Annotated in this window: 21 protein-coding genes; 15 read left to right on the top strand and 6 right to left on the bottom strand. The window is 69.3% G+C overall.

Going from position 1 to position 23489, the window contains the following annotated elements:
* The 3 genes from J2852_RS06680 to J2852_RS06670 all read left to right on the top strand — a co-directional run bounded on the left by J2852_RS06680 (nt 1) and on the right by J2852_RS06670 (nt 4866).
* Entirely contained in the window at nt 1-3909 is a 3909-nt protein-coding gene (locus J2852_RS06680; RefSeq protein WP_209872797.1) for a PAS-domain containing protein, read from the top strand.
* A 107-nt stretch (nt 3910-4016) separates the two neighbouring features.
* Nucleotides 4017-4427, top strand: coding sequence for a response regulator (locus tag J2852_RS06675; RefSeq protein ID WP_246499338.1), 411 nt, complete (start codon nt 4017-4019; stop codon nt 4425-4427).
* 97 nt (nt 4428-4524) lie between these two features.
* A complete protein-coding gene (locus tag J2852_RS06670; protein ID WP_343206688.1) occupies nt 4525-4866 on the top strand; it encodes a hypothetical protein in 342 nt (113 codons plus the stop codon).
* 129 nt (nt 4867-4995) lie between these two features.
* On the opposite strand, the gene J2852_RS06665 is transcribed toward J2852_RS06670, so the two are convergent.
* The 4 genes from J2852_RS06665 to J2852_RS06650 form a co-directional block, all read right to left on the bottom strand.
* Nucleotides 4996-5769 (bottom strand): family 16 glycosylhydrolase, encoded by a 774-nt coding sequence (locus J2852_RS06665; protein WP_209872794.1) that lies wholly within the window; start codon nt 5767-5769, stop codon nt 4996-4998.
* 156 nt (nt 5770-5925) lie between these two features.
* Complete coding sequence (locus J2852_RS06660) at nt 5926-8325, bottom strand: protein arginine N-methyltransferase (protein ID WP_209872790.1); 2400 nt, start codon at nt 8323-8325, stop codon at nt 5926-5928.
* Between the two features lie 248 nt (nt 8326-8573).
* Nucleotides 8574-9179, bottom strand: coding sequence for a nitrogen fixation protein NifQ (locus J2852_RS06655; protein ID WP_209872787.1), 606 nt, complete (start codon nt 9177-9179; stop codon nt 8574-8576).
* A gap of 174 nt (nt 9180-9353) precedes the next feature.
* A complete protein-coding gene (locus J2852_RS06650) occupies nt 9354-9806 on the bottom strand; it encodes an SRPBCC family protein (RefSeq protein WP_209872784.1) in 453 nt (150 codons plus the stop codon).
* 128 nt (nt 9807-9934) lie between these two features.
* Here J2852_RS06650 and J2852_RS06645 point away from each other — a divergent pair, with 128 nt between their 5' ends.
* Complete coding sequence (locus J2852_RS06645; RefSeq protein WP_209872781.1) at nt 9935-10354, top strand: secondary thiamine-phosphate synthase enzyme YjbQ; 420 nt, start codon at nt 9935-9937, stop codon at nt 10352-10354.
* Between the two features lie 7 nt (nt 10355-10361).
* Here the strand turns inward: J2852_RS06645 and J2852_RS06640 are convergent, their stop codons facing one another.
* Nucleotides 10362-11669 carry a lytic murein transglycosylase gene (locus J2852_RS06640; protein ID WP_209872779.1) on the bottom strand — a complete coding sequence of 436 codons (1308 nt, stop codon included), beginning with the start codon at nt 11667-11669 and terminating at the stop codon, nt 10362-10364.
* A gap of 209 nt (nt 11670-11878) precedes the next feature.
* On the opposite strand from J2852_RS06640, the gene J2852_RS06635 reads away from it, so the two are divergent.
* The 3 genes from J2852_RS06635 to J2852_RS06625 all read left to right on the top strand — a co-directional run bounded on the left by J2852_RS06635 (nt 11879) and on the right by J2852_RS06625 (nt 14376).
* Nucleotides 11879-12226 carry a hypothetical protein gene (locus J2852_RS06635; RefSeq protein ID WP_209872776.1) on the top strand — a complete coding sequence of 116 codons (348 nt, stop codon included), beginning with the start codon at nt 11879-11881 and terminating at the stop codon, nt 12224-12226.
* A 22-nt stretch (nt 12227-12248) separates the two neighbouring features.
* The gene (locus J2852_RS06630) at nt 12249-12974 is read left to right on the top strand and encodes a DUF72 domain-containing protein (RefSeq protein WP_209872773.1); all 726 of its coding nucleotides are present in this window, start codon (nt 12249-12251) and stop codon (nt 12972-12974) included.
* 94 nt (nt 12975-13068) lie between these two features.
* Nucleotides 13069-14376 carry a hydroxyacid-oxoacid transhydrogenase gene (locus tag J2852_RS06625; RefSeq protein WP_209872771.1) on the top strand — a complete coding sequence of 436 codons (1308 nt, stop codon included), beginning with the start codon at nt 13069-13071 and terminating at the stop codon, nt 14374-14376.
* Between the two features lie 6 nt (nt 14377-14382).
* Here J2852_RS06625 and J2852_RS06620 read toward each other — a convergent pair whose 3' ends face one another.
* On the bottom strand, nt 14383-15996 hold the full coding sequence (locus J2852_RS06620; RefSeq protein ID WP_209872768.1) for an ABC-F family ATP-binding cassette domain-containing protein: 1614 nt from the start codon (nt 15994-15996) through the stop codon (nt 14383-14385).
* 244 nt (nt 15997-16240) lie between these two features.
* Here J2852_RS06620 and J2852_RS06615 point away from each other — a divergent pair, with 244 nt between their 5' ends.
* The 8 genes from J2852_RS06615 (at nt 16241) to J2852_RS06580 (ending at nt 23459) form a co-directional block, all read left to right on the top strand.
* A complete protein-coding gene (locus tag J2852_RS06615; protein ID WP_246499337.1) occupies nt 16241-17341 on the top strand; it encodes an inositol-3-phosphate synthase in 1101 nt (366 codons plus the stop codon).
* 13 nt (nt 17342-17354) lie between these two features.
* On the top strand, nt 17355-17969 hold the full coding sequence (locus J2852_RS06610; RefSeq protein WP_209872765.1) for a histidine phosphatase family protein: 615 nt from the start codon (nt 17355-17357) through the stop codon (nt 17967-17969).
* A complete protein-coding gene (locus J2852_RS06605) occupies nt 17966-19042 on the top strand; it encodes a CgeB family protein (protein WP_209872763.1) in 1077 nt (358 codons plus the stop codon). Before J2852_RS06610 ends, J2852_RS06605 begins: the two co-directional genes overlap by 4 nt.
* Before the next feature lie 2 nt (nt 19043-19044).
* The gene (locus J2852_RS06600; RefSeq protein WP_209872761.1) at nt 19045-19785 is read left to right on the top strand and encodes a sugar phosphate nucleotidyltransferase; all 741 of its coding nucleotides are present in this window, start codon (nt 19045-19047) and stop codon (nt 19783-19785) included.
* 30 nt (nt 19786-19815) lie between these two features.
* Nucleotides 19816-20571 carry a TIGR04290 family methyltransferase gene (locus J2852_RS06595; protein ID WP_209872759.1) on the top strand — a complete coding sequence of 252 codons (756 nt, stop codon included), beginning with the start codon at nt 19816-19818 and terminating at the stop codon, nt 20569-20571.
* Between the two features lie 79 nt (nt 20572-20650).
* Nucleotides 20651-21568 (top strand): glycoside hydrolase 5 family protein, encoded by a 918-nt coding sequence (locus J2852_RS06590; protein WP_209872757.1) that lies wholly within the window; start codon nt 20651-20653, stop codon nt 21566-21568.
* 4 nt (nt 21569-21572) lie between these two features.
* Entirely contained in the window at nt 21573-22394 is an 822-nt protein-coding gene (locus tag J2852_RS06585; RefSeq protein ID WP_209872755.1) for a PIG-L deacetylase family protein, read from the top strand.
* A gap of 6 nt (nt 22395-22400) precedes the next feature.
* Nucleotides 22401-23459: a glycosyltransferase gene (locus J2852_RS06580; protein ID WP_209872753.1), complete on the top strand. Its 1059-nt coding sequence runs from the start codon at nt 22401-22403 to the stop codon at nt 23457-23459.
* Nucleotides 23460-23489 lie beyond the last annotated feature (30 nt).

The raw sequence follows: 23489 nt of genomic DNA, 5'->3' as shown, positions 1-23489 counted from the left end.
ATGGGCGGCGACAGGTTCGGCGTGGCGTTCCGGCTGGCGACCGGATTCGTCGGCGTGGCCGGGCTGGCGCTCGCTGCGGGGATCCTGGCGTTGTCGGCTGCCAGCGGGGAGAGCGCCGGGGGCCTGTCGGCCGGCACGCTGTGGCTGCTGGCGATGTTGTCCGGGGCGGGAGCCGCTGTCATCGCCGTTGCCGTGACGGCTGGCATGGCGGTTCGTGTCCGCCGGCTGCGCGAAAGCCTCGGAAGCCTGATCGATGATGCCTCGGTCATGGTTCAGGACCATCGGACGGCTCGTGATCCGGTCACCGCCATGACGCGGATGATGGACGCCGTCGCGCACGAGGTCCGGTACCGCGAACGGGCGCTGAGCACCAGCGAGGCGCGCTTTCGCGGGCTGATCGAGGGCTCCATCCAGGGCATCCTGATCCACCGGCGCTTCAAGCCGCTGTTCGTAAACGACGCCTACGCCCGCATCTTCGGATTCACGACCGCGGAGGAGGTGCTGGAACTGCCCGACCTCACCGTCCTGATCGCGCCGGAGGAACGAACGCGCGCCTTGCGCTCATACCAGATGCTGCTGGAAAGCAAGGAGGCGCCCGGCGTGCAGCGGCTGCGCAACCTGCGGCGTGATGGCGAGGCGGTTTGGGTGGAGATGATCGACCGCGTGGTCGATTGGATGGGCGAGCCGGCCGTCCAGACCACGGTCATCGACGTGACCGACCGCGTGAAGGCCGAGGGGCAGGTTCTGGAGACGGCGGCCCTGCTGCGCGCGGCCATCGAGGCAATGCCCAGCGGCATTCTGATGATCGACGCCGACGAGCGCATCGTCCTGTTCAACCGCCGCTATTGCGAGCTGTGGAACCTGACGCCGCAGGAAATCGAATCCCACGCGACCATGGAAAGCTTCCTGCGCTACGGCCTACAGCGCGGCGACTTCCCCAACGCCGATCCGGACCGCTTCGTCGCCGACCGGCTGGACAAGCTGCGCAATGGCCTTCCCTACACCTACGAGCGGCGCACCGTCTTCGGCCGCGACCTGGAGATTCGCGGGCAGCACCGGCGCGAGGGCGGCTGGGTCATCACCCTCACCGACATCACCGACCGCACCCGCGCGCTGGAGGCGCTGCGCGACAGTGAGGCGCGGTTCCGCGATCTGGTCGAAGGCTCGGTCCAGGGCATCGTGGTGATGCGCGACTTCAAGCCGCTGTTCATCAACCGCGCCTACGCCGCCATGGCCGGCTACGACGACCCGTCGGAGCTGATGAGCGGCTCGCTCCTGCAACGGCTCGTCCCGGCGGAGGAATACGGCAACCTGCTGGAATGGAACCGCCTGTTCAGCACCGGCGCGCTGACCGAGGAGATGCGGCGGCGCACCCGCATGCTGCGCCGCGACGGCACGCGCATCTGGGTCGATCTGTGCACGCGCGCCATCGACTGGATGGGCGAGCCGGCGATCCAGCTGATCTGCGTGGACATCACCCCCCAGGTCGAGGCGGAAGCGGCGCTGGCGGCCAAGTCGGCGCAGCTCCAGGCGCTGTTCGAGACGATGCCGACCGGCGTCTGCATGTTCGATTCCAGCCTGCGCGCCGTCCTGCACAACCGCCTGTACCGCGAACTGTGGGACTATCCGGAGGAACTGCTGGCCGGGCGGCCCAAGCTGATCGACCTGATGCGCTTCAACGCGGAGCGCGGCGACTACGCCGACGCCGATCTGAACGCCGACATCGCGACGGAGGCCGCCAACGTCGCCCGCTACATCCGCCAGGGCGAGTCGGTGGACCTGGAGGTGGTGATCCGCGACGGCATCGTGCTGGCGATCCGTGGCAGCGCCATGCCCGATGGCGGCTACGTCTACACCTACACCGACGCGACCGAACGCCACCGCGCCCAGGATGCCCTGCGTCAGGCCAAGGAGCACGCGGAGGAGGCGGCGCGCGCCAAGTCCACATTCCTCGCCACCATGAGCCACGAAATCCGCACGCCCATGAACGGCGTGCTCGGCATGCTGGAGGTGCTGGACCGCACCGCGCTGGACGCGGAGCAGCGCACGGTGCTGAACGTCATCCGCGACAGCGCCTCGTCGCTGCTGACCATCATCGACGACATCCTGGACTTCTCGAAGATCGAGGCCGGGCGGTTGCAGCTGGAATCCCTGCCGACCAGCTTGCGCGACATCGCGGAGGGGGTGGCCGACCTGTTGGCGACCCGCGCGCGGGAAAAGCGCCTGGACCTCGTCACGCGGGTGGCGTTGGACGGAACCGACCTTCGCTGCGGCGATCCGGTGCGGCTGCGGCAAATCCTGCTGAATCTCGTCGGCAACGCCATCAAGTTCACCGAGCGTGGGCACATCGCCCTGGTCGTGAAGGGTGGGGCGGACGGCCTTGTCCGGTTCGAGGTGCAGGACAGCGGCATCGGCCTGGACGAGGAGCAGAAGGCCCGCCTGTTCCAGCCTTTCACCCAGGCCGACGCCTCCACCACGCGGCGCTTCGGCGGCTCGGGCCTCGGGCTGTCGATCTGCCGGCGTCTGGTGGAGATGATGGGCGGCGTCATCGGCGTCGAATCGACGCCGGGCGAGGGCGCGACCTTCTGGTTCGAGGTGCCGCTTCCGATGGCCGGCGATTCCCCCGCCATGGCCGGGGCCGACCTCGCCGGCCTGCGCGTGCTCGTCGTGGACAATTGCGCCCCGGTGCGCGAGGCCTTCGCCGAGGCGCTGGCCGGGGCGGGCGCCCAGGTTGCCACGGCGGAGGACGCGGCCGCGGGGTTCGAGGCGCTGAGCACGGCTTTGCACGCCGGTTCTCCCTTCGATGTGGCGGTGGTGGAGCACGACACGGCGGGCGTGGACGGGCTGGGGCTGGCGGATGGCTTGGCGCTCATGCCGGGCCTCGGCGACACGCGGATCGTGATCGTCACCAACGAGGACGAAGGCAACGGTGATGGGCGCGGGGGTGCCCCGGTCCTGCTGAAGCCGGTGCGCCGGGCGGTTCTGCGCGCCACGGTGGCCCGTGTCGCCGGGCGCCGCACGCTGGAGTCCGCCGACGCCCTGCCGGAGGAAATCGGCACCGTCCAGCCCCCGACCGTGGAGGAGGCGGAAGCGGCCGGCGCGCTGATTCTGGTGGCCGAGGACAACCCGACCAACCAAGTGGTCATCCGCAAGCAACTGGAGCAGCTGGGTTTCGCCGCCGAACTGGCTTGCGACGGGGCGGAGGCGTGGCGGATGCTGCGGGAGCGCCATTTCGGCCTGCTGCTGACCGATTGCCACATGCCGCAGGTGGACGGCTACGAACTGGCGCAGCGGCTGCGCGCGTCGGAACGCGACACCGGCCGCCGCCTGCCCGTCGTGGCGCTGACCGCCAACGCCCTGATCGGCGAGGCGGAGCGCTGCTTCGCCGCCGGCATGGACGACTATCTGTCGAAGCCGGTGAACATGCACACACTGTCGCGGACTCTGGCGCGCTGGCTGCCTCAAGCCTTGCCGTTGCGGCGGCCCTCGGCGACTTCGACAATGCTGTGCGCGCCGGCCCGCCTCCATGAGGCCCGGAACGCCGGGAACGGAAAGGATGATGGAAAAGGCATGAACGGATCGGCCATCCTCGACCTCAATCATGTGGTCGCCACCTTCGGCAGCCTGGACGGTGCGCGCGACCTGCTGGGCTTCTTCCTGGAGACGACCGCCCCGATCCTGGACGAGGTGGAGCAGGGGCTCGGCACCGGTGACGCCGAGGAGGGGCGGCGGGCCGCCCACGCCGCAGCCGGGGCGGCGCGCACGGCCGGCGCCCAGGAACTGGCGAAGCTCTGTTCGGAGATCGAGATCCTCGCCGCCAAGGGGGACTTGAACGCGGCGCGCGAGCGGGTCGCGCCGATGCGCGCGGCGTTCGGCCGTGTCGAGACGGTCATTCTGAGAGAGTTGTAACCGAGTGATGGTTGCTCGCGGACGCGACTCACTTTATCAGTGAACGCACGGATGCATGATCGGGGGGAGCCCCCGCCGAGGAGGCCGGTCGCCGCCGCAGAAGGGGTATGACGATGGACAAAAAGTCGGTCGATTACGATCAGCACAACATCCTCGTCATCGAGGATCAGCCCTTCGTCCGCCGGACCATCATGCAGATCCTGATGCAGATCGGGTTCACCAAGATCGCCGAGGCCGACAACGGCGAGACCGGCATGCAGGAATGCGTCCGCTCCAACCCCGACATCATCGTCTGCGACATCGACATGAAGCCGGTATCCGGTTTGCAGTTCCTGGCCCAGCTGCGGGCCAGCACCGAGGTGAAGAACAACCGTACCCCGGTCGTCTTCCTGACCAACCACACCGAGTCCGAGATCGTGAAGAAAGCCATGGCGCTGGGCGTCAACGGCTTCGTCGTGAAGCCGCCATCCTTCGGCGCGCTGAAGGAGCGGGTGGACCGCCTGCTGGCCGCCCGTTGAGGCATTCACCACGACCCGAGGCGAGGGACCGGAGGCGTTGCATGGGCCTGCGGGCGCGGTGGCGATCGTGAGGGCGGCCGCTGTGAGAGCTGGGATTGTGAAGCGCTCGGCCGTCCTTGCCGGCCTGCTGCTGGCCGCCTGCTCGGGCGAGCCGTCGGAATCCGACATGCGGTCGCTGGTGGAGACGCACACCCGCAGGACGCTGGAAAGTCAGGGGCGCGGCGGCTTCAAGCAGTTCGAGGCCTTCCGCAAGCAGGGCTGCGTGGACAACCAATCGAAGAAGCCGGGAGCCAGGCAGCCCGGGCAGTACGACTGCTACTACGCGGCCACCTTCGCGGCGCAGGCGGGGCGGCAACCCCTCACCGTCAACGGCAAGGGGCGCTTCACCCGCACCGACAAGGGGCTGGCCTTCGAGGATCTCGGCGCCCAGCCCCGCTAAAGCGAATTTGCATTCGCTTTAGATCATATGGCCTCACATGCCGGCCGGGCTTCGGCCGCACGTGCGGCCGGGACCGCCGTCGCGGTCCAAAGCGGATCAAAATCCGCTTTAGTTCGAGCCCGGTAAGCGTCAGTTCACCAGATCGCCCGGCGCTTCCTTGTAGCGGACCCAGGCGACCTCGGCGGTCACGGGCTTTCCGGGGTACTGGAAGCGCTTCAGCCAGCTGGTCTCGCCCTTACCGTTCCACAGCTGGACGTAGATGCGGCCCGGCGTCTGGGGCAGGTCGTCCCGCGCGCTCTGCACCGTGTGGATCGGGCGGCCGTCCGCAAACCAGGTGATGCGGTCGGGCTTCCATTCGAAGCTGTAGGTGTGGAAGCCCTTGGCGGCGTCGAAGCCCAGATCCACGACCACGTCGTGGTTGGTGACGCCGTTGGCGACGTAGTTCAGCTCCGCCTTCGTCGTGTCCTTGCCGTTGATGCCGAAGGTGATCTCGTCCCACGGATGGCCGAAGGGCTGCCCGGTGTAGGTGGAGAAGGCCGTCATCACCCCATCGGCCTTTACGGCCTTCAGGTTCACGGCATAGGTGCCGTAGCCGTAATGCTTGCGCGTCCGGTATTCGGCGCAGGCGTAGGGCGTGCCGGTGGTCGGGTGTTCGGTGATCGACAGGGCGAGCCGTCCGTCACTCACCGACAGGTTCTGTGCCCTGAAGCCGCAACCCATGTAGTTGCCGTTGGTCCAACCGTCGGCCTTCTGCCACCGCATGGTGTCGAAGCTCTGGAAGCGGTCCTCGAAATCGGACCCGCCGGTCCGGCCGAGCAGGGACGTCGCGTTGCCGGCCGCCCCGCCGAACACCAGAAGCGCGCTCACTCCGCCGAGAAGCAATGCTGCCGCACTTTTCCGCATGGTCATCACCACGAGCCGTTGCCTGGATGTGGCGCCGTCAGAACGGGGCAGCCCCCTTCGGCGCCGGCCTACCCCGATCTTGCGGATGGGGGAGGGGGTGAGCAACGAAGCGAAGGGCGGAAACGGTGGTGATAAGGGCTTATCCCGACCTGGGAGTTATGCGCTCCAAGCGGCGTCTCGCCAGGACTGTTCGGGGCCGGTGACCTCCGGAAGGCCGGGCCGGGGGCAGGAACAATCCGCCGGCAGGGCCAGCAGGTTCACCGACACCACGCCGGGAAAAGCATTGAAGGCGTTGCCGGCGATGTTGGTCGGGTCGTAGAGCGGCACGATGTGCCACCACAGCCGGTAGCCGAAGCCCTGGATCATGGCGATCAGATCGGCGGAATGCTCCTCCCGGTCGTTCTCCACGTAGAGCGCCGGGCGGCAGCGGGCGATGGTGCGGGCGGCTCCCTCCAGGACCAGGATCTCCATGCCCTCCACGTCGGCCTTCAGCAGGGCCAGCCGGTCGAGGCCGAGGCCGTCGATCGTCTCCACCGGCACGGACTCGCCGCTGATGGCCCCCATGCTGATGGCGCCGAAGTTGCCGGGTTGCCCGTAGTCGGACACGGGCACGGTGACCCGGCCGGGCGCGTTGCCGACCGCCGCCATGTGCAGGACGACGTTGCCGATTCCGTTGGCGGCGATGTTGTGGGCCAGCAACTCATGCACCGCGCGCTGCGGCTCGAAACCGTGGACCAGCCCGGCGGGGCCGACCGTGTGGGCCAGCGGCACGGTGTGGGCGCCGATGTTGGAGCCGGCCTCCACCACCACGTCACCGGGCTTCACCAGGGTGGTGGCGAGGCGGAACTCATCCTCCGAGAACTCGCCGTAGAGAGCCAGGGAGCGGCCGACATAGGCGTCCTTGGGGAAAAAGCGCATCAGGCCGTGGCGGCCGGACCGCTCGGCCAGCACCGGGCGGCCGGGTTCGGCGGCCAGGAAGACGACCTCCGGCGGGAAGTCCGGCAGATCGAGGGCCACGCCGTCGCCGGAGATGCGCAGCTGCAGCACCTTGGCCCCGATGTGCGGCGACAGGGGATCGTCCGGGGCCGGCGGGAAGGGCTGGCCCGCCGCCGGGTGGACGCTGTCGTGGACCAGCACGCGCCCCTGGATGCGCGGCCACACCCAGTCGGCAAGGAAGCGCTGGTCCTGCCAGCGGTCGGCCTCGCGGCTGGCGACGTTGTCGATCACCGGCGCCAGCGGTGGCAGCAGTCCGGCCATGCCGCCCCACATGCCGGCCAGGATCAGGTCGGTGTGCAGGACGTGGTCGCGCATGACGTGGAAGGGCAGGCCGGAGGCGATCCAGGCATCCACGGCGGCCTTTTCCCGCGCGGTCGGGCGGGAGTCGCAGTCGCGGCACAGGAAGCGGGCGACGGTCGGGTCGTCGGCGACGAGGAAGCGCCAGAACAGCCCCTGAGCCGCCGCACTGCCGGCCGGCATGGCGACCGTCTCGGCGCCGAGCCGGGCCAGTTCCTCCAGCAACGGTGCCGGGACCGAATCGTCGTGGTAGAAGCGGCAGGTCCAGCCGGGGAAGACGGCGGGCATCGCCTTGGCGTTGGCGATGGCGCCCTGGGTGTAAACTTCCCACGTGCCCCACAGGCTGAAGGCGACGATGTTGCGGGTCCGCGCGGCGGGCTCGCTGGGAGAGGCGGGAAGAGGGGGAACGTCGGTGGGGGCTTTCGCCTGCTTCAGCGCCAGGACTTCGGCGGACCACAGGGCGGCCTCGGCCGTGTCGCGCGGCTCCAGCGCCAGGACGAGGGCGTCGCGCACGGCGATGTAGCCGGGGTCGAGGCGGGCGGCGCGGCGGTAGACGGCCAGCGCCTCGTCCGGCCGGCCGCCCTTGGTCAGGGCGATGCCCAGATTGTACAGGGTGAAGGTCCCCGCCGGATCGAGCGCCAGCGCTCGCTGGAACCCGTCGGCGGCCGTGGCGAACCGGTTGGAATCCAGCAGCGCCGTGGCCAGAAGGAAGCGCAACTCGGCGTCGGCCGGGGTCATCGCGGTGGCGCGGCGGAAGTCCGCCAGCGCCGGAGACTGGCGGTTCCGCCGCAGATGTTCCTGCCCGCGCTGCTGGAAGAGCAGGGCGAGGCGCCCGACCATGTCGGCCCGTTCGGGCGCCAGGGCGCATGCGTGTTCCAGCGCGGCGATGGCGTTATCGGCGTTGCGGGTGTGATGCTCGGCCAAGGCCAGCAGGTCCCAGCCTTCGGTGGCGTCGGGGGCCAGCGTCAGAGCCGGACGCAGGGCGGCGGCGGCGGCGCCCCAGTTGCCGGCTGCGGCCAGCGCCTTGGCATGGTCGATGCGGTAGGCGGCGGCGCCGGGCGCCTCGCGAACGGCGCGGGGCAGCAGGTCGAGCGCGGCGTCCAGGCGGTTCGTTTGGCAGGCCAGCACTCCGGCCAGATGCAGGGTCGGCGCGTTTTGCGGATCGACCTCCAGGATGCGGCCGTAGATGATCCCGGCCTCTTCCAGGCGGCCGGAGGCATGGTGATCGATCGCGATGTTCAAAGCCTCTTCGATCGTCGCCATGACTGTTCCTTCGCTGGTCCGGCGGCAATGTAGCAAAGTGCCGCCGGGTTGTGCGCGTCTGTCGTGGCACGCGCGTCGTCATGCACGGATTCTGCGCTGTTCGAGGCGTGTCGGTTCTGCAAAGGGCTTCAACCACGAAGACACGAAGGCACCAAGGTTTTCACGAAGAAGCGCCCGATGTTGGGGAGGCGTTGGCGCCGGAAAATCTCTTTGTGCCTTTGTGGTGGGTTGGTTTTACGGCAAGGTTTTTAGCCGGAAGCCGCGCCCTCGTTCCGGGCCGCGCGGGCGAGTGTGCTGAGGGGATCGCCGTCCTCGGCGCTGAAGCAGGCGGTGAAGTCGTCGCACACCTCGCAGTTCGGCGATTTGCAGAGCAGCAGGCCCTCGCGTTCGCAGAGCTGGCGATAGAAGAACTTCTTCCACTTCATGTCGGTGCTGTTGCGCTCGACCAGCCCCGGGAAGTGGCGGCGGAACATGGCGTTCAGTTCCAGCCGGTTGGCAAAGCCCATGTCCTGCCAGAGGTGGTTCGGCGCCAGCGAGCGGCGGGCGACGATGGCGGCCAGCCATTCCTCCTCCGCAATGCCGCGCGCCCGGTGGTCGAGCAGGAAGGCGCGCAGGTCCTCCTCCTCGATGGCGTCCTCGCCGGTGTCCTCGGGAAGGGTGTCGAGCAGCGGGGCGAAGGTCGGAACGTGGCGGGGGATCAGCACTGCCAGGGCGTCGCGCGTCAGGCCAAGCGCGGCGGTCAGTGGCCGCGACGGGTCGGTGGCGGCCAGCGCCAGGATGCGTCCGAACAGCAGACCGTCAAGCTGCTCGCCGGTCAGGGAATCGAGCGGGGGTTCCGGCAGAACGACGGTCATGGGCGGCGCTCCCGATGGGGCTTCTACGCCTCTCAAGCATGCACGTCGTGCGCCAAAGCCCGGACTGCGTGTCGGGGCTTTGGAATCGGCGTTCCGGTGATGCGGGGTATGTAAGGGGGTGCCCAGGAAAGGGTCAGGGCGCCAGGGGGCTGCGCAAATCGCGGGCAGCGGGCCTTATGCCTCGGGCGCTCCGACGATCTCCGCCGTGAAGCGCTCGAAGAAGCCGTTGATAACCCGGTCGGCCTTGGCTTGCACCAGCTTCACCGCCAGCCGGCCGACCGCACCGCCCAGCGCCGCCGCCAGCGTGTAGGACAGGTGCGTGTGGCCCTCCACCTCCTCCAGCGTGATGCGGGCCTCGCCCTTCACGGCGCCGGCAAGGCCGCCGCTGCCCTGGGCGTGCAGGATGTAGAAGCGCGGCGCGTCCTCCGGCAGCAGGTGCAGCTTGCCGGAAAAGCGCGCCTTCAGCGGGCCGACCGTGGCCCGCACGCGGGCGGCGTATTCGGTCGGTGACAGCCGGTCGATGTCCTCCAGCACGGGGATGCAGCGTTGCAGCACGACGGGATCGCACAGCGCGGTGAAGACCCGCTCGCGTTCCGCCGGAATCCGGTACTGGCCGCTCAATTCCATCAAGCACCTTCTGCCAATATGTTTGGGCGTCGGGATGTTTGGGCGTCTGGGCCCGGCACCCGATTTGGTATACCGCAAACCCGGTTCCAAGACCGATATATGGACCCGACAACAGGCGCGGAGGTTCCATGAAACAGGCCGTCACGACATTGGGCGTTTCGACGCGGGGCCAAGGGCTGGTCGAGGTGACGGAGCCGGTCGCGCGCTGGCTGGCCGGGCAGGGGATCGAGACCGGGCTGCTGACCGTCTTCTGCCGCCACACCTCGGCGTCGCTGGTGATCCAGGAAAACGCGGACCCGGACGTGCGGACCGATCTGGAGCGCTTCTTCAAGCGGCTGGTCGCCGAGGAGCCGTCGCTCTATGACCACACGCTGGAAGGGCCGGACGACATGCCGGCGCACATCCGTTCGGCCCTGACCTCGGTGCAGCTGTCGATCCCGGTGCTGGAGGGGCGGATGGCGCTCGGCACATGGCAGGGGATCTACCTGTTCGAACACCGCACCCGCCCGCACAGCCGGCAAATCGTGCTGCATCTGTTGGGGGAGTAAGGAGGCCTTACCCCGCCGCCTGCACGGCACCGGAGGCTTGGCGCAGGCGTTCCAGCAGGGACTTGGTGGCGAAGCCGTCGGGGACGGCGCCGATGGACTTCTGGAAGCGGCGCACCGCGTTGCGCGTGTTGGCGCCGACGATGCCGTCCGCCGTGCCCGGCTCCATGCCCAGCGATGCCAGGCGCTGTTGCAGTTCCATCCGCTCGTCCTTGCTGAGCGCCTGCTCGTGGCGCGGCCAGTTGCCCTGGATGCCGGGGCGACCGGTTATGCGGTCGGCCAGCAGCCCCACGGCCAGTGCGTAGCTGGTGGACGGGTTGTATTTCATGATGGCGCGGAAGTTCTCGCGCACCAGGAAGGCCGGCCCCTGATGCCCGCCCAGCACGAGGATCGCGGCCGGGCCGTCGCCGGACAGCTGCCCGCCGTTCAGCGGGCGGACGCCCAGCTGGCGCCATTCCGACATCGGTTTGGTGATGTTGTATTCGGCCTGATCGTAGGGGAAGCCGCTGGGCAGCGACACTTCCTCGCCCCAGGATTCGCCGGCGCGCCAGCCGTTGGCCTGCACGAACTTGGCGGTGGAGGCGAAGACGTCCGGCAGGCTGCCCCAGATGTCGCGGCGGTTGTCGCCGTCCTCGTCGATGGCGTGCTTCAGGAAGATGGTCGGCATGAACTGGGTCTGGCCCATGGCCCCGGCCCAGGAACCGCTCATCCGCTCCGGCGGGATGTCGCCGCTGTCGAGGATGCGCAGCGCGGCCAGCAGTTCGGTGCGGAAATAGGCGGCGCGGCGGCCGTTGAAGGCCAGCGTGGTCAGCGCATCGATGACCGAGAATCCGCCGGTGCCGCGCCCGTAGTCGGACTCCGCACCCCAGTGGGCGACGAGGATTTCCGGCGGGACGCCGGTGCGCTGCGACACGCGCCGCAGAAGGGCCGCGTTCTCCTGTAGCTTCTGCCGGCCCTGCTGGACGCGGTTCTCGTTCACCATGCTGTCCAGATACTGCCAGGGCTGGCGGGTGAATTCCGGCTGGGCGGAGTCCAGCTCGTTCACGCGGTCGGACAGCTTCACGCGGGCGAAGGCGCGGTCGAAGGTCTGCGGCCGGATGCCTTGGCCCAGCGCCTCGGCCCGCAGGCCCTTCAGCCATTCGTCGAAGCTGACGGGCTGCTGCTGCGCGGCGGGCAGGGCCGTGGCGGCGGACGCGGACGTCGCGGTGCTGGTCTCGTTCGTGGTGGCGGAGACGGGCGGCGCGCCGGTGGTCTGGCAGCCGGCCAGGATCGCGGTGGCGAGCAGGAGGCGGGCCGGGCGGGACAAGATCGGGCGCATGCGTTCTCGGTGCTGGGAGGGGTGGAAAATCCTTGCCGGAAGGTAGGACGGACGGGCTCTCCGCTCAACCGACATTCTTTGGGGCAAGGTCTTGAAAAACGTGAACAAACCTTGAACAGAGGCCGCAAAATCCCCATATGGGGCGTACATCGAAACAACCGGAAAAGTGTTTGCGGCCGGGCCCTTGGAGGTCGGCCAGGAGGAGCGTCATGCCGTACTTTCCCACCATCGAACTGACCCCGCAGGTGTCCATGCTGCTGGCGCGTGGCGCGCTGCACCTGAATCCCGGCCAGTGGGTGCGGGGCGAGAAGGGGCGCGGCCGTTATCTCCGCACCGACCCGCGCACGGGAACCACCTACGTCAGCTGGCTGCGGCCGGGCGACGACTGGGACACGGCGGCTCAGCGCTTCCACCGTGCCTGCCGGAAGGGCTTCATCGGCAAGTACCGGCCGCTCTACGAGCAGGAGAAGGCCCGGCGCGAGATGGCCCGGATGATCGCCGCCCATAACATCGCTGAGGTGAACGAAGCCGGGGCACGGGATGTTGTGATGGCATAAGCGCCTAACAAAGGAGTTCCCGTTGCCCGAAATCCGGATCGGCTGCGCCGGGTGGAGCATCCCGAAACTGTCGGCCCCGGCCTTCCCTGTGGAGGGCAGCCACCTGGAACGCTACGCCCGCGTGTTCCCCTCGGTGGAGGTCAACAGCAGCTTCTACCGGCCGCACAAGCCGGAGACCTGGGCACGCTGGGCGGAGAGCACTCCGCCCGGCTTTCTTTTCGCCGCCAAGCTGCCGCGCAGCATCACCCACGACCGACGGCTGAAGGACTGCATCGAGCCTCTGGAGCGGTTCCTGTTCGAGGTCGGGCATCTGGGCGACCGGCTGGGGCCGCTGCTGGTGCAACTGCCGCCGACCCTGCGGTTCGAGCCTGCGGTGGCGGAGCCCTTCTTCACGTCGTTACGGGCGCGGTTCGGCGGGCTGCTGGTGTGTGAGCCGCGCCATCCCGGCTGGTTCACGCAGGAGGCGGAGCGGCTGCTGGTCGATCACGCGGTGGCCCGCGTCGCCGCCGACCCGGCGCCGGTGCCGGCGGCGGCCAAACCCGCCGGTTGGGATGGGGTGCGCTACTGGCGCCTGCACGGCTCGCCGGTGATGTACCGCAGCCCCTATGCGCTAGACGCGCTGGACCGGCTGGCGGCGCGGATCCGGCGGGAGGCGAGCGAACGCCCGGTCTGGTGCGTGTTCGACAACACGGCGGATTTCCACGCAGTGGATGACGCCCTGACGCTCCTCTCCCGGTTGGCTGATTGACAGGGCGGCCCGCACGCGGTCCCATTGCCCAAAAGAAATCCAGGCCAAAAGAACCAGCACGAGAAGGCCATTACGAGAAGGGAGGAGCGCCGCCATGGCGACCACGAACGCCTATCCCATCCTGCCCGACGGCGACACCGGCTTCACGGTCGAGGCCGCGTCGATGAAGTTCGGCCCCGGCATGCTGGCCGAGCTGGGCAACGACGCCAAGGTCCTGGGCATGCGCCGGGTGGCGCTGTTCACCGATCCCATCGTCGCCACCATCGCGCCGTTCGGCGCGGCGCTGGACTCGCTGAAGGCCGCCGGGCTGGACGTGGTCGTCTACGACCGCTGCCGGGTGGAGCCAACCAGCGCGTCGTTCCTGGACGCCGCCGCCTTCGCACGGGAGGGCGGGTTCGACGGCTACATCTCCATCGGCGGCGGGTCGGTCATCGACACGGCCAAGGCGGCGAACCTCTACGCCACGCACCCGGCGGACTTCCTGGCCTACGTCAACAAGCCGCTGGGCGAGGGGCGCCCAGTGCCCGGCCCGGTGAAGCCGCACATCGCCTGCCCGACCACCTGCGGCACGGGCAGCGAGACGACGGGTGTCGCCATCTTCGATCACGTCGAGAAACAGGTTAAGACGGGCATCTCGTCCCGCTATCTGCGGCCCAACCTCGCCGTGGTGGACCCGCGCACCATCGACAGCCTGCCGCCGGGCGTCATCGCCTCCACCGGCTTCGACGTGCTGACCCATGCCATCGAAAGCCATACGGCGCGGCCCTACCGGTCGCGGCCTCGCCCGGACTCGGCGAACCCGCGCCCGCCGTACCAGGGCGCCAACCCCTGGTCGGACATCGGCAGCCTCCAGGCCATTCGCCTCGGCGGCACCTATCTGGAACGCGCGGTCAACGACCCGGATGACGAGGAGGCGCGCGACGCGCTGATGTTCGCGGCGACGCTGGCGGGGCTGGCCTTCGGGAACGCCGGTGTGCACATCCCGCACGCCATGTCCTATTCCGTGGCCGGCATGAACCACCGCTTCACGGCCATCGGCTACGAGAAGGCCGACCCGATGGTGCCGCACGGCATCTCCGTCGTGCTGAACGCCCCGGCGGCCTTCCGCTTCACCGGCCCGGCGGCGCCGGAACGCCATCTGCGCGCGGCCGAGGCACTGGGGGCCGAGGTGCGCGGCGTGTCGCCGGGCGACGGCGGCGCGGTGCTGGCGGCGCGGCTGATCTCCATGATGAAGGCGACGCACCTGCCGAACGGACTGTCCGCGCTGGGCTACGGCGAGGCGGATATTTCGGGCCTCGTGCAGGGCGCCATGGCGCAGCAGCGCCTGCTGACCATCGCGCCCCGCCCGGTGACGGAGGAGGACCTGCGCGGGCTGTATGCGGACGCCATGCGCTATTGGTGATGGGCGTTACTGGTGAGTGGGGCGGAGGGTAAGCCTCCGCTCCACGCCGACTGCCTCCAGGAAGTCCTCGTCGTGCGAGGCCAGGAGCATGGCGCCGTCGTAGCCGGCGAGCGCCTGCTCCACCGCCTCCACGGCGTCGAGGTCGAGGTGGTTGGTCGGCTCGTCCAGCACCAGCAGTTCCGGCGGGCGGACGGCGTTCAGCGTGCAGGCCAGCGCCGCGCGCAGCCGCTCGCCGCCGCTGAGACGGCCGGCGGGGACGAGGGCCGCATCGTTGCGGAACAGGAAGCGGGCCAGCGCCGCCCGGCAGTCCTGCTCGCCAAGCTCCGGGTTGTGGCGCTTGAAGTTGTCCAGCACCGACAGGGCCGGGTCGAGGCCGCCCAGGTTCTGATCGAGCCACGCCACCCGCTCCACACCGCGCCGCACCGTGCCGGCGCCGGGGGCGATCAGGCCGGCGGCGACGCGCAGCAGCGTGCTTTTCCCAGCACCGTTCGGACCGACGACGGCGACCCGCTCCGGCCCGGTCATCGACAGGGTGACGCCTTCGAACAGGGGGCGCGTGGCGCCGGGGTGGTTGAAAGCCACGTCCATGAGGTCGAGCACCCGCCGCCCGGCCGGCAGCCCGGTGGATGGAAGCGGGAAGGCTGGGCGCTGCACCACCTCCACCCGTGCGCGCGCCTCGGCCAGCCGGTCCTTCGCGGCGTCCACGCGCTTTTCCGACAGGCCGCTCTGGCGTGAGGTCGTGCCGTCGCTGCGGTCCTTGCGGGCGTCGAGCAGAAGCTTCGACTGGTTGGCGGTTGCACCGTCGCGCCTGCCGCGCGCCTGCGCCTGTTCCCGCTTTTCACGGCGGCGCTGGGCCTCGCGCTCGGCGGACTTGGTGGCGCGTTCGGCGTCGTTCAGGGCGTGCTGGGCGGCATCGGCCTCCGCGTCGCGGGCGGCGCGGTAGAAGGCGTAATCACCGCCGTAGCGCCGCAGGCCGAGGCTGGACAACTCCAGAATCCCATCCACCTGGCCGAGCAGGGCGCGGTCATGGCTGATGGCCAGCAGCCCGCCGGTCCAGTCTCCCATCCAGGCGCACAGGGCGGCGCGGGCGTCGCGGTCGAGGTGGTTGGTCGGCTCGTCAAGGATCAGCAGGTCCGGCCGGTCGATCAGCAGCCCGGCCAGCGCGGCGCGCGTCGCCTCGCCGCCGCTGATGCCGCCGGGCCGGTCGAGGCGCAAATGGCCGAGCCCGGCGCGTTCCAGCGCGTCGGTGGCTCGCTCGCGCAGGTCCCAGTCGGGCCCGACCCTCTCCAGATCGTCGGCGTCACCGTCGCCGCGCTCCAGCCGTTCCAGGGCGTCGAGGCGGTCGGCGATGCCCAGGGCGTCGGCCAGCGGACGCTCCGTCTCGGCGTCGCGCAACTGCGGCAGGTAGGCGACGCGTCCGAAGCGCCGCACGCTTCCGGCCGTGGGCTCCAGCGCGCCGGTCAGCAGACGGGCGAGCGTGGACTTGCCGGTGCCGTTGCGGCCGACCAGCCCCAGCCGTTCCCGGCCAAGCGAAACAGTCAGATCGGAGAAGAGGGTGCGCCCTTCGGCGAGACGGTAGGTCAGGCCCTCGGCGGCAAGGAGAAGGTCACGAACGGACATGCGCAGAATTCCCGGAACAGGACACAGGCGGTGGTCGGGCTGTGTTCCGGGTTGCGATCCATGACACTCTCTCCAAGGGGAAGCGGGGTGGATAACAGAAAACGGGATGGCGGATCAAGATGCTGTTCCCATCCGGATTCGCCGTGGGCACTCCGTACGCGCCGCCCTCCGATCTGGAACCCTGCCGCACACACCTCGTTTTCCGGACAAATGCCGCGCAAGCGGCTCCGGGATCGAGGATGCGATGGCCGAGGATGCGATGGCGGGCAAATCCGTGCGGGTGGCGATCGTCGGGGTGGGGAACTGCGCGTCCTCGCTGGTGCAGGGCGTGCAGTATTACCGCGACGCGCCCGAGGACGCCGACGTTCCCGGCCTGATGCACGTCCGGCTGGGCGATTATCATGTGGGCGACGTGACCTTCTCCGCCGCCTTCGACGTGTCGGCGGCCAAGGTCGGGCTGGACCTGTCGGAGGCCATCGCCGCCGCCCCCAACAACACCATCCGCTTTGCCGAGGTGCCGCATTTGGGCGTGCCGGTCCATCGCGGGCCGACGCTGGACGGGCTGGGGCGCTATTTGGAAGGCGTGGTTGAGGAAACGGGCGCCGAGCCCGAGGACGTGACCGCCATCCTCAAGCGCACGCGCACCGACGTTCTGGTCTCCTACCTGCCGGTCGGGTCGGAGGAGGCGACGCGCTGGTACGCCGAACGGGCTCTGGAAGCCGGCTGCGCCTTCGTCAACTGCATCCCCGTCTTCATCGCGTCGGACCCGGACTGGGCGCGCCGCTTCACCGAGAAGGGCGTTCCCATCATTGGCGATGACATCAAGTCCCAGGTCGGCGCCACCATCATCCACCGCGTTCTGGCCAACCTGTTCCGCGAGCGCGGCGTGCAGCTGGAGCGCACCTACCAGCTGAACTTCGGCGGCAACACCGACTTCCTGAACATGCTGGAGCGCGAGCGTCTGGAGTCCAAAAAGATCTCCAAGACGCGGGCCGTGACCAGCCAGCTCGGCCACACAATGGCGGCCGGCGATTGCCACATCGGGCCGAGCGACCATGTGCCGTGGCTGGCCGACCGCAAGTTCTGCCACATCCGCATGGAGGGCGAGGCCTTCGGCGGCGTGCCGCTGAACGTGGAGCTGAAGCTGGAGGTGTGGGACAGCCCCAACTCGGCGGGCGTGGTGATCGACGCGGTGCGCTGCGCGAAGCTGGCGCTCGACCGGGGCATCGGCGGGCCGCTGGAGGGGCCGTCCTCCTACTTCATGAAGTCGCCGCCGGTGCAGTTCACCGACAATGAGGCGCGGCTGCGGACGGAACGCTTCATCGCGTCCGGCGACCCTTGCTGAAGGCCCTCGGCTGATGACTCTCGTCTATCTCGTCCGCCACGCGGACCATGATTTCGTCGGGCGCGGCCTCGCCGGGCGCATGGGCACGCCGCTGAACGAGGACGGGCGCGTGCAGGCCGAACGGCTGGGCCGCTGGTTCGCGCGGGAGCGCGTCTCGGCGGTCTGGTCGAGCCCGCTGCCACGCACCCAGCAGACGGCGCAGCCCATCGCGCGCGAACTCGGGCTGACCATCCGCACCGCCGACCCGCTGGTGGAGGTGGACTTCGGCGCCTGGACCGGCCGCGACTTCGCGGAGCTTCAGGACGATCCGGACTGGCGCCACTGGAACGGCGCCCGCAGCCTCGCCCGCGCGCCCGGCGGCGAATGCATGGCGGAGGTGCAGGCGCGCATGGTCGGCTTCATCAACCGCCTCGTCGCCGACGACCCGGAAGGAAGCCATGTGCTGGTCGGGCATGGCGATCCGATCCGTGTCGCGCTGGCCTATTACCTCGGTGTTCCCACCGATTTGTTTTTGCGGATCGAGGTCTCTCCGGCCTCGATTTCTGTTCTAGCCATCGACGGATGGACTCCACGGGTCCTGCGCCTGAACGGCACCTTCGACGATGGGAGCATCGCGCCGGTATCATGAAAATCGTCATCTTCGGACTCACCATCAGCTCCTCCTGGGGCAACGGGCACGCCACCCTGTGGCGCGGGCTGGTCAAGGCGCTGGTGCGCCGGGGCAACCGCGTCGTCTTCTATGAGCGGGACGTGCCCTATTACGCGGAGCACCGCGACCTGTGGGAGATTCCCGGCGGGGAACTGGTGCTCTATTCCGACTGGGACAGCATCCGGGACGATGCGCAACGCCACGCCGACGAGGCGGACGTGGCGATGGTCACCTCCTACTGCCCGGACGGGGCGGAGGCCTCGCATCTGGTGCTGGGGTCGAAGGCGCAGCGGACGGTCTTCTACGACCTCGACACGCCGGTCACCCTGTCGCGGCTGGACGCGGGCGAGCGGCCCGCCTATCTGCCGGCGGAGGGGCTGGGCGGCTTCGACGTGGTGCTCAGCTACACCGGCGGGCAGGCGCTGGAGGAGCTGAAGACCCGGCTGGGGGCCAGGGCCGTGGCGCCGCTCTACGGCTGGGTGGATCCGGAGGTGCACCGGCCGGTCGATCCGGTGCAGACCTATCTGGGCGACCTGTCCTATCTCGGCACCTACGCCGAGGACCGGCAGGCCACGCTGGAAAAGCTGTTCATCGAGCCGGCGCGGCGCCTGACGCGGCGGCGCTTCGTCATCGGCGGGGCGCAGTATCCGGACAGTTTCCCCTGGACGAACAACATCTTCTTCGTGCGGCACCTGCCGCCGGCCGAACATCCGGCCTTCTTCTGCTCCTCCACCCTGACGCTGAACGTCACGCGCGATGCCATGAAGCGCATGGGCTGGTGCCCGTCCGGCCGGCTGTTCGAGGCGGCAGCCTGCGGCGTGCCCCTGATCTCCGACCATTGGGAAGGGCTGGAAGCCTTCTTCGAGCCGGGGCGGGACATTCTGGTCGCCAAGGAAACCGACGACGTGACCACGGCGATGATGCTGCCGCGCGACCACCTCGCCACGCTGGCCCGGCGGGCGCGGGAACGCACGCTGGAAGAACACACCGCCGAACGCCGCGTGCGGGAACTGCGCAACATCCTGGAAATCAAGGGCGGAGGGGACGACTGACCATGTGGGGCATCATCCCGGCCGCCGGCAGCGGCACGCGCATCCAGCCGCTTGCCTTCTCCAAGGAACTGCTCCCCGTGGGCAGTCGCCTGGACGGCGGGACCGAGCGCCCCCGCGCGGTCAGCGAATATCTGGTCGAACGCATGGTGAAGGGCGGGGCGGACAAGATCGCCTTCGTCATCTCGCCGGGCAAGTTCGACATCCTGCAATATTACGGCGGGGAGGTGGACGGGGCAGCGGTCGCCTATGTGGTGCAGCCCCGGCCCGGCGGCCTGTGCGACGCGGTTTTCCGCGCCCTGCCGCTGATCCACCCGTCGGAGCCGGTGATGGTTGGCCTGCCGGACACGGTGTGGTTCCCGGACGACGCGCTGGCGGCGCTGCCGGACGACCGGTTGTCCTTCCTGCTTTTCCCCGTGGACCAGCCGGAGCTGTTCGACGCCGTGGTGACCGATGACCGCTCGCGCGTGCTGGAAATCCAGGTGAAGAGCCCGGACGCCTCCACCCGCTGGATCTGGGGCGCCTTCAAGATGCCGGGCGCGGTGCTGCACGAACTGCACGCCCTGTGGCACGCGCGGGATTGCCAGGACGAATACATGGGCACGCTGGTCAACGCCTGGATCGCCCAGGGTGGCGAGGCGGTCGGCGTGCGCGCGGGAACCTCGTACGTCGATGTCGGCACCGTGCGCGGCTATCGCGCCGCGATCGGCTTGCTGAGCGGCACCTTTCAAGAGGCCGCGGAGTGACAGAGGCGCGAACACTCACGGAAAGGCACCATGACCCCTGACCTGATCGAACGCCGCGTCCGCGAGTTGGGGCGCTGGTTCCACAACATCGACCTGAAAGGCGTGCGGACGGCGCCGGACCATTTCCTCGGCGACTATCCGGCGATCAAGTGGCGGCGCTTCGCCCACGCCATTCCGGAGGATCTGTCGGGCCGGACGGTGCTGGACATCGGCTGCAACGGCGGCTTCTACGCCATCGAGATGAAGCGGCGCGGGGCCGACCGGGTCGTCGCCGTCGATTTCGACGACACCTACCTGAACCAGGCCCGCTTCGCCGCCGAGGTGATGGGCGCAGACATCGAGTTCCGCAAGCTGTCCGTCTACGACGTTGCCCTTCTGAAGGAGAAGTTCGACGTCGTGCTGTTCATGGGGGTGCTCTACCACCTGCGGCATCCCCTGCTGGCCCTAGACCTTATTTGGGAGCATGTCACGAAGGATCTGTTGGTCTTCCAATCCATGCTCCGCGGCCCGGACGATGTCTATCCGGTTCAGGACGACTATCCCTTCAGTGAGACCGAACACTTCGAACGCCCCGGTTACCCGAGGATGGTTTTCGTAGAAAACAAATACAGCAACGACGAGACCAACTGGTGGATTCCGAACCGGGCCGGCGCCGAGGCGATGTTGCGCTCCGCCGGCTTCACGATTCTGGAACATCCCGAGGAAGAGGTCTTCGTGTGCCGCCGGGGAGAACGGTCGCAATTCGTGGAGACCGTCCATCCAGCGGGAGGCGCGGCGCGGGGATGAGGGGGTGTTTGTTCCTCTCCGGGGGTGGGGGAGGGAGTGATGAATAAAATTTTCGACGAATACACATAAAGGGGCAAGCATGATCGAAGCGGTGATGCTCTGGAACGAGCCGAACAACAAATCCCATTGGGACTTTCAGATCGACCCAGACTGGAGCCGCTTCGCCGAGATGGTGATCGGCGCCGCCGACGCCATCGCCGAGGTGAACCCGAACCTGCCGAAGGTGCTGGGCGGCATCTCCCCCATCGACCCGGCCTTCATGACCAACATGAAGGATCGCGGCGTGCTGAACCATTTGGACGCGGTCGCCGTGCACGGCTTCCCGCTGGACTGGAACCACTGGCAGATCAACGAATGGCCGGAGAAGCTGAAGGAGATCCAGGCGGTCACCGACCTGCCGGTCTGGGTGTCGGAGGTCGGCATCTCCACCTTCGGGGCGGAGGAGGTGCAGGTCTTCGGGCTGGAGCGGACGGCCGAACTGCTGCGCGGGCGGGCGCCGCGCATCCACTGGTACAGCCTGTTCGACCTGCCGCGCGCCTGGCCCGCCACGACGCGCCACCGGGAGGCGGAGGGCTCGTCCTATTACCGGCATTTCTACATGGGGCTGGTGCGCGAGGACGGCACGGAGAAGCCGGCCTACGAGCAGTTCCGGAAGGTCGCCCCCGACTTCGGCCTGTGCCAGTGGTTCCACTTCCAGGACCACCGGCTGGACGAAGGCGTGCAGCGGATGAAGGACCTGGGCGTCACCTACCTGCGCACGGGTTTGAGCTGGGCCGACAGTTACCGCGACGGGGCACTGGACTGGTTCGACCGGCAGATGGAGGCGCTGGCCGATTTCAACGTCACAGTCACCTTCTGCTTCACGCCGGAGCATCGGGGCATCGAGCCGCACCACACCAGCCCGCCGCAGGTGAAGGAGGAGTTCGCGCAGTTCTGCGCCGACATGGTGCGGCGCTACGCGCCGGCCTCCGCCACCCAGCCCGCCGTGGTGGGGTGAGGCGATGGCCAGCCCCGTCACGCACTTATCGGCGCTCGGCCTTCCTTCCGACATGTCCCGCGTCGTCGTCGCGGTGGCTCATCCGGACGATGAGACCATCGGGGCGGGCGGGTTGTTGGCGACCGGCGCGCCGTTCCTGGACCTGCACGTCATCCACCTGACCGACGGCGCGCCGCGCGACGGGCACGATCCGGTCGCCCGGAACTTTCCGTCCTGGCAGAGCTACGCGGCCCGGCGCCGCGCCGAAGCCGCCGCCGCCCTGTGCGCCGCCGGCCTGCCGCTGAGCCGGTGGGAAGGGTTCGGCTACGCCGACCAGCAGGCGATGCTGCACATGGCGCCGCTGGCCCGGCGCATGGCGCAACGGCTGGCCGCGCTGGCGCCCGAGGTGGTGCTGACTCACCCCTACGAGGGCGGCCACCCGGACCACGACGCAGCCAGCTTCGCCGTGCACGCCGCCTGCGCGCTGCTGGCCCGCACCGGGCGGCCGGTGCCGGCGGTGGTGGAGATGGCCTCCTACCACAACGGCGGGGGGATGCGGACCGTGCAGGACTTCCTGCCGGACGGCCGGCGCCCGGTGATCGCGGTGGAGCTGACCGCGCTCCAGCGCCGCGTCAAGGCGCGGATGATGGCGGCGCACCGGTCGCAGGCCCGGCGGCTCGTCCCGTTCCGCGTCGATGTGGAGCGCTTTCGCCGCGCAGCACCACCGGACTTTACCCGGCCACCGCACGAGGGACCGCTTCTGTACGAGACCTGGGGTTCCGGTCTGACCGGCGCCCGCTGGCGCGCCCTGGCCGGCAAAGCCCTGATCGACCTAGGCTTGGAGTGAGGCACGATGGAACTGACCGTCCTTAGCGTTGCGTGCCCCTTCACCACGGTCGGAACCGAGGCGGACGGCACGGCCGAACAGGTGCTGATCGCGCTCGACGCCGCCTTGCTGCGCGCCGGGCACCGCTCCGTCGTCGTCGCGGCCGAGGGATCGACCGTCGCCGGGACGCTGGTGCCGATGCCGCGCCTCCAGCGTATGCCGGACGAGGCCGGGCGGGCCGCCGTGCTGCGCCGGGTCGCGGCAACGGTGGCGCGGGCCGTGGACCAGCACGGGGTGGACCTTGTCCATGTGCACGGTCCCGACTTCGCCGCCCTGCTGCCGCCCCCGGGCGTGCCGGTGCTGGTGACGCTGCACCAGCCGCTCGACCGCTATCCGGCCGACGCGCTGATGCCGGCGCGGCCGGGCACGCACCTGAACACCGTCTCGACGGCGCAGGCGCGCTCCGCCCCGCCGGGACTGGCTCTGCTGCCGCCCATCGAGACGGGCGTGGCGGTGGACCGCCTCTACATCCGGGTGCCGAAGCGGCGTTTCGCGGTCGGGCTGGGTCTGATCGAGCCGGAAAAGGGCTTCCACATCGCGCTGGACGCGGCGCGGGACGTCGACATGCAGTTCCTGCTGGGCGGCGATGTGCCCCGCCATCCGGAGCACCAGCGCTATTTCCAGGACGAGATCCGGCCGCGCCTCGACCCCAAGCGCCGCTACCTCGGTCCCATCGGCTTCGGGCGCAAGCGCTGGATGCTGGGGGCGGCGCGTTGCCTGCTGGCGCCCAGCCTGACGGCGGAAGCGAGCGCGCTGCCAGCGCTGGAGGCACTGGCCTGTGGGACGCCGGTCGTGGCCTTTCCGAACGGCGTGCTGGCCGACATCGTGGAGCCGGGCGTCACCGGCTTTCTGGTCAAGGACGCCGCCGAAATGGCCGAGGCCATCGAGGCGGCCGAGACCCTGGACCCCGACGCCTGCCGCGCCGCCGCCCGCGTCCGCCATTCGGCCGATGGCATGGCCGCGCGGTATCTGGCGCTTTACGAGGAGCTGGTGGCGGGCCGGGCGAAGGCGGCGGCAACGGCGTAAGCGGTCCGGTTTGGAAGAACGTCCACGCTC

It is taken from the genome of Azospirillum soli, assembly GCF_017876165.1.
In the GTDB taxonomy this organism is placed as follows: domain Bacteria; phylum Pseudomonadota; class Alphaproteobacteria; order Azospirillales; family Azospirillaceae; genus Azospirillum; species Azospirillum soli.
This window is presented reverse-complemented; position numbering and strand designations above follow the sequence as displayed.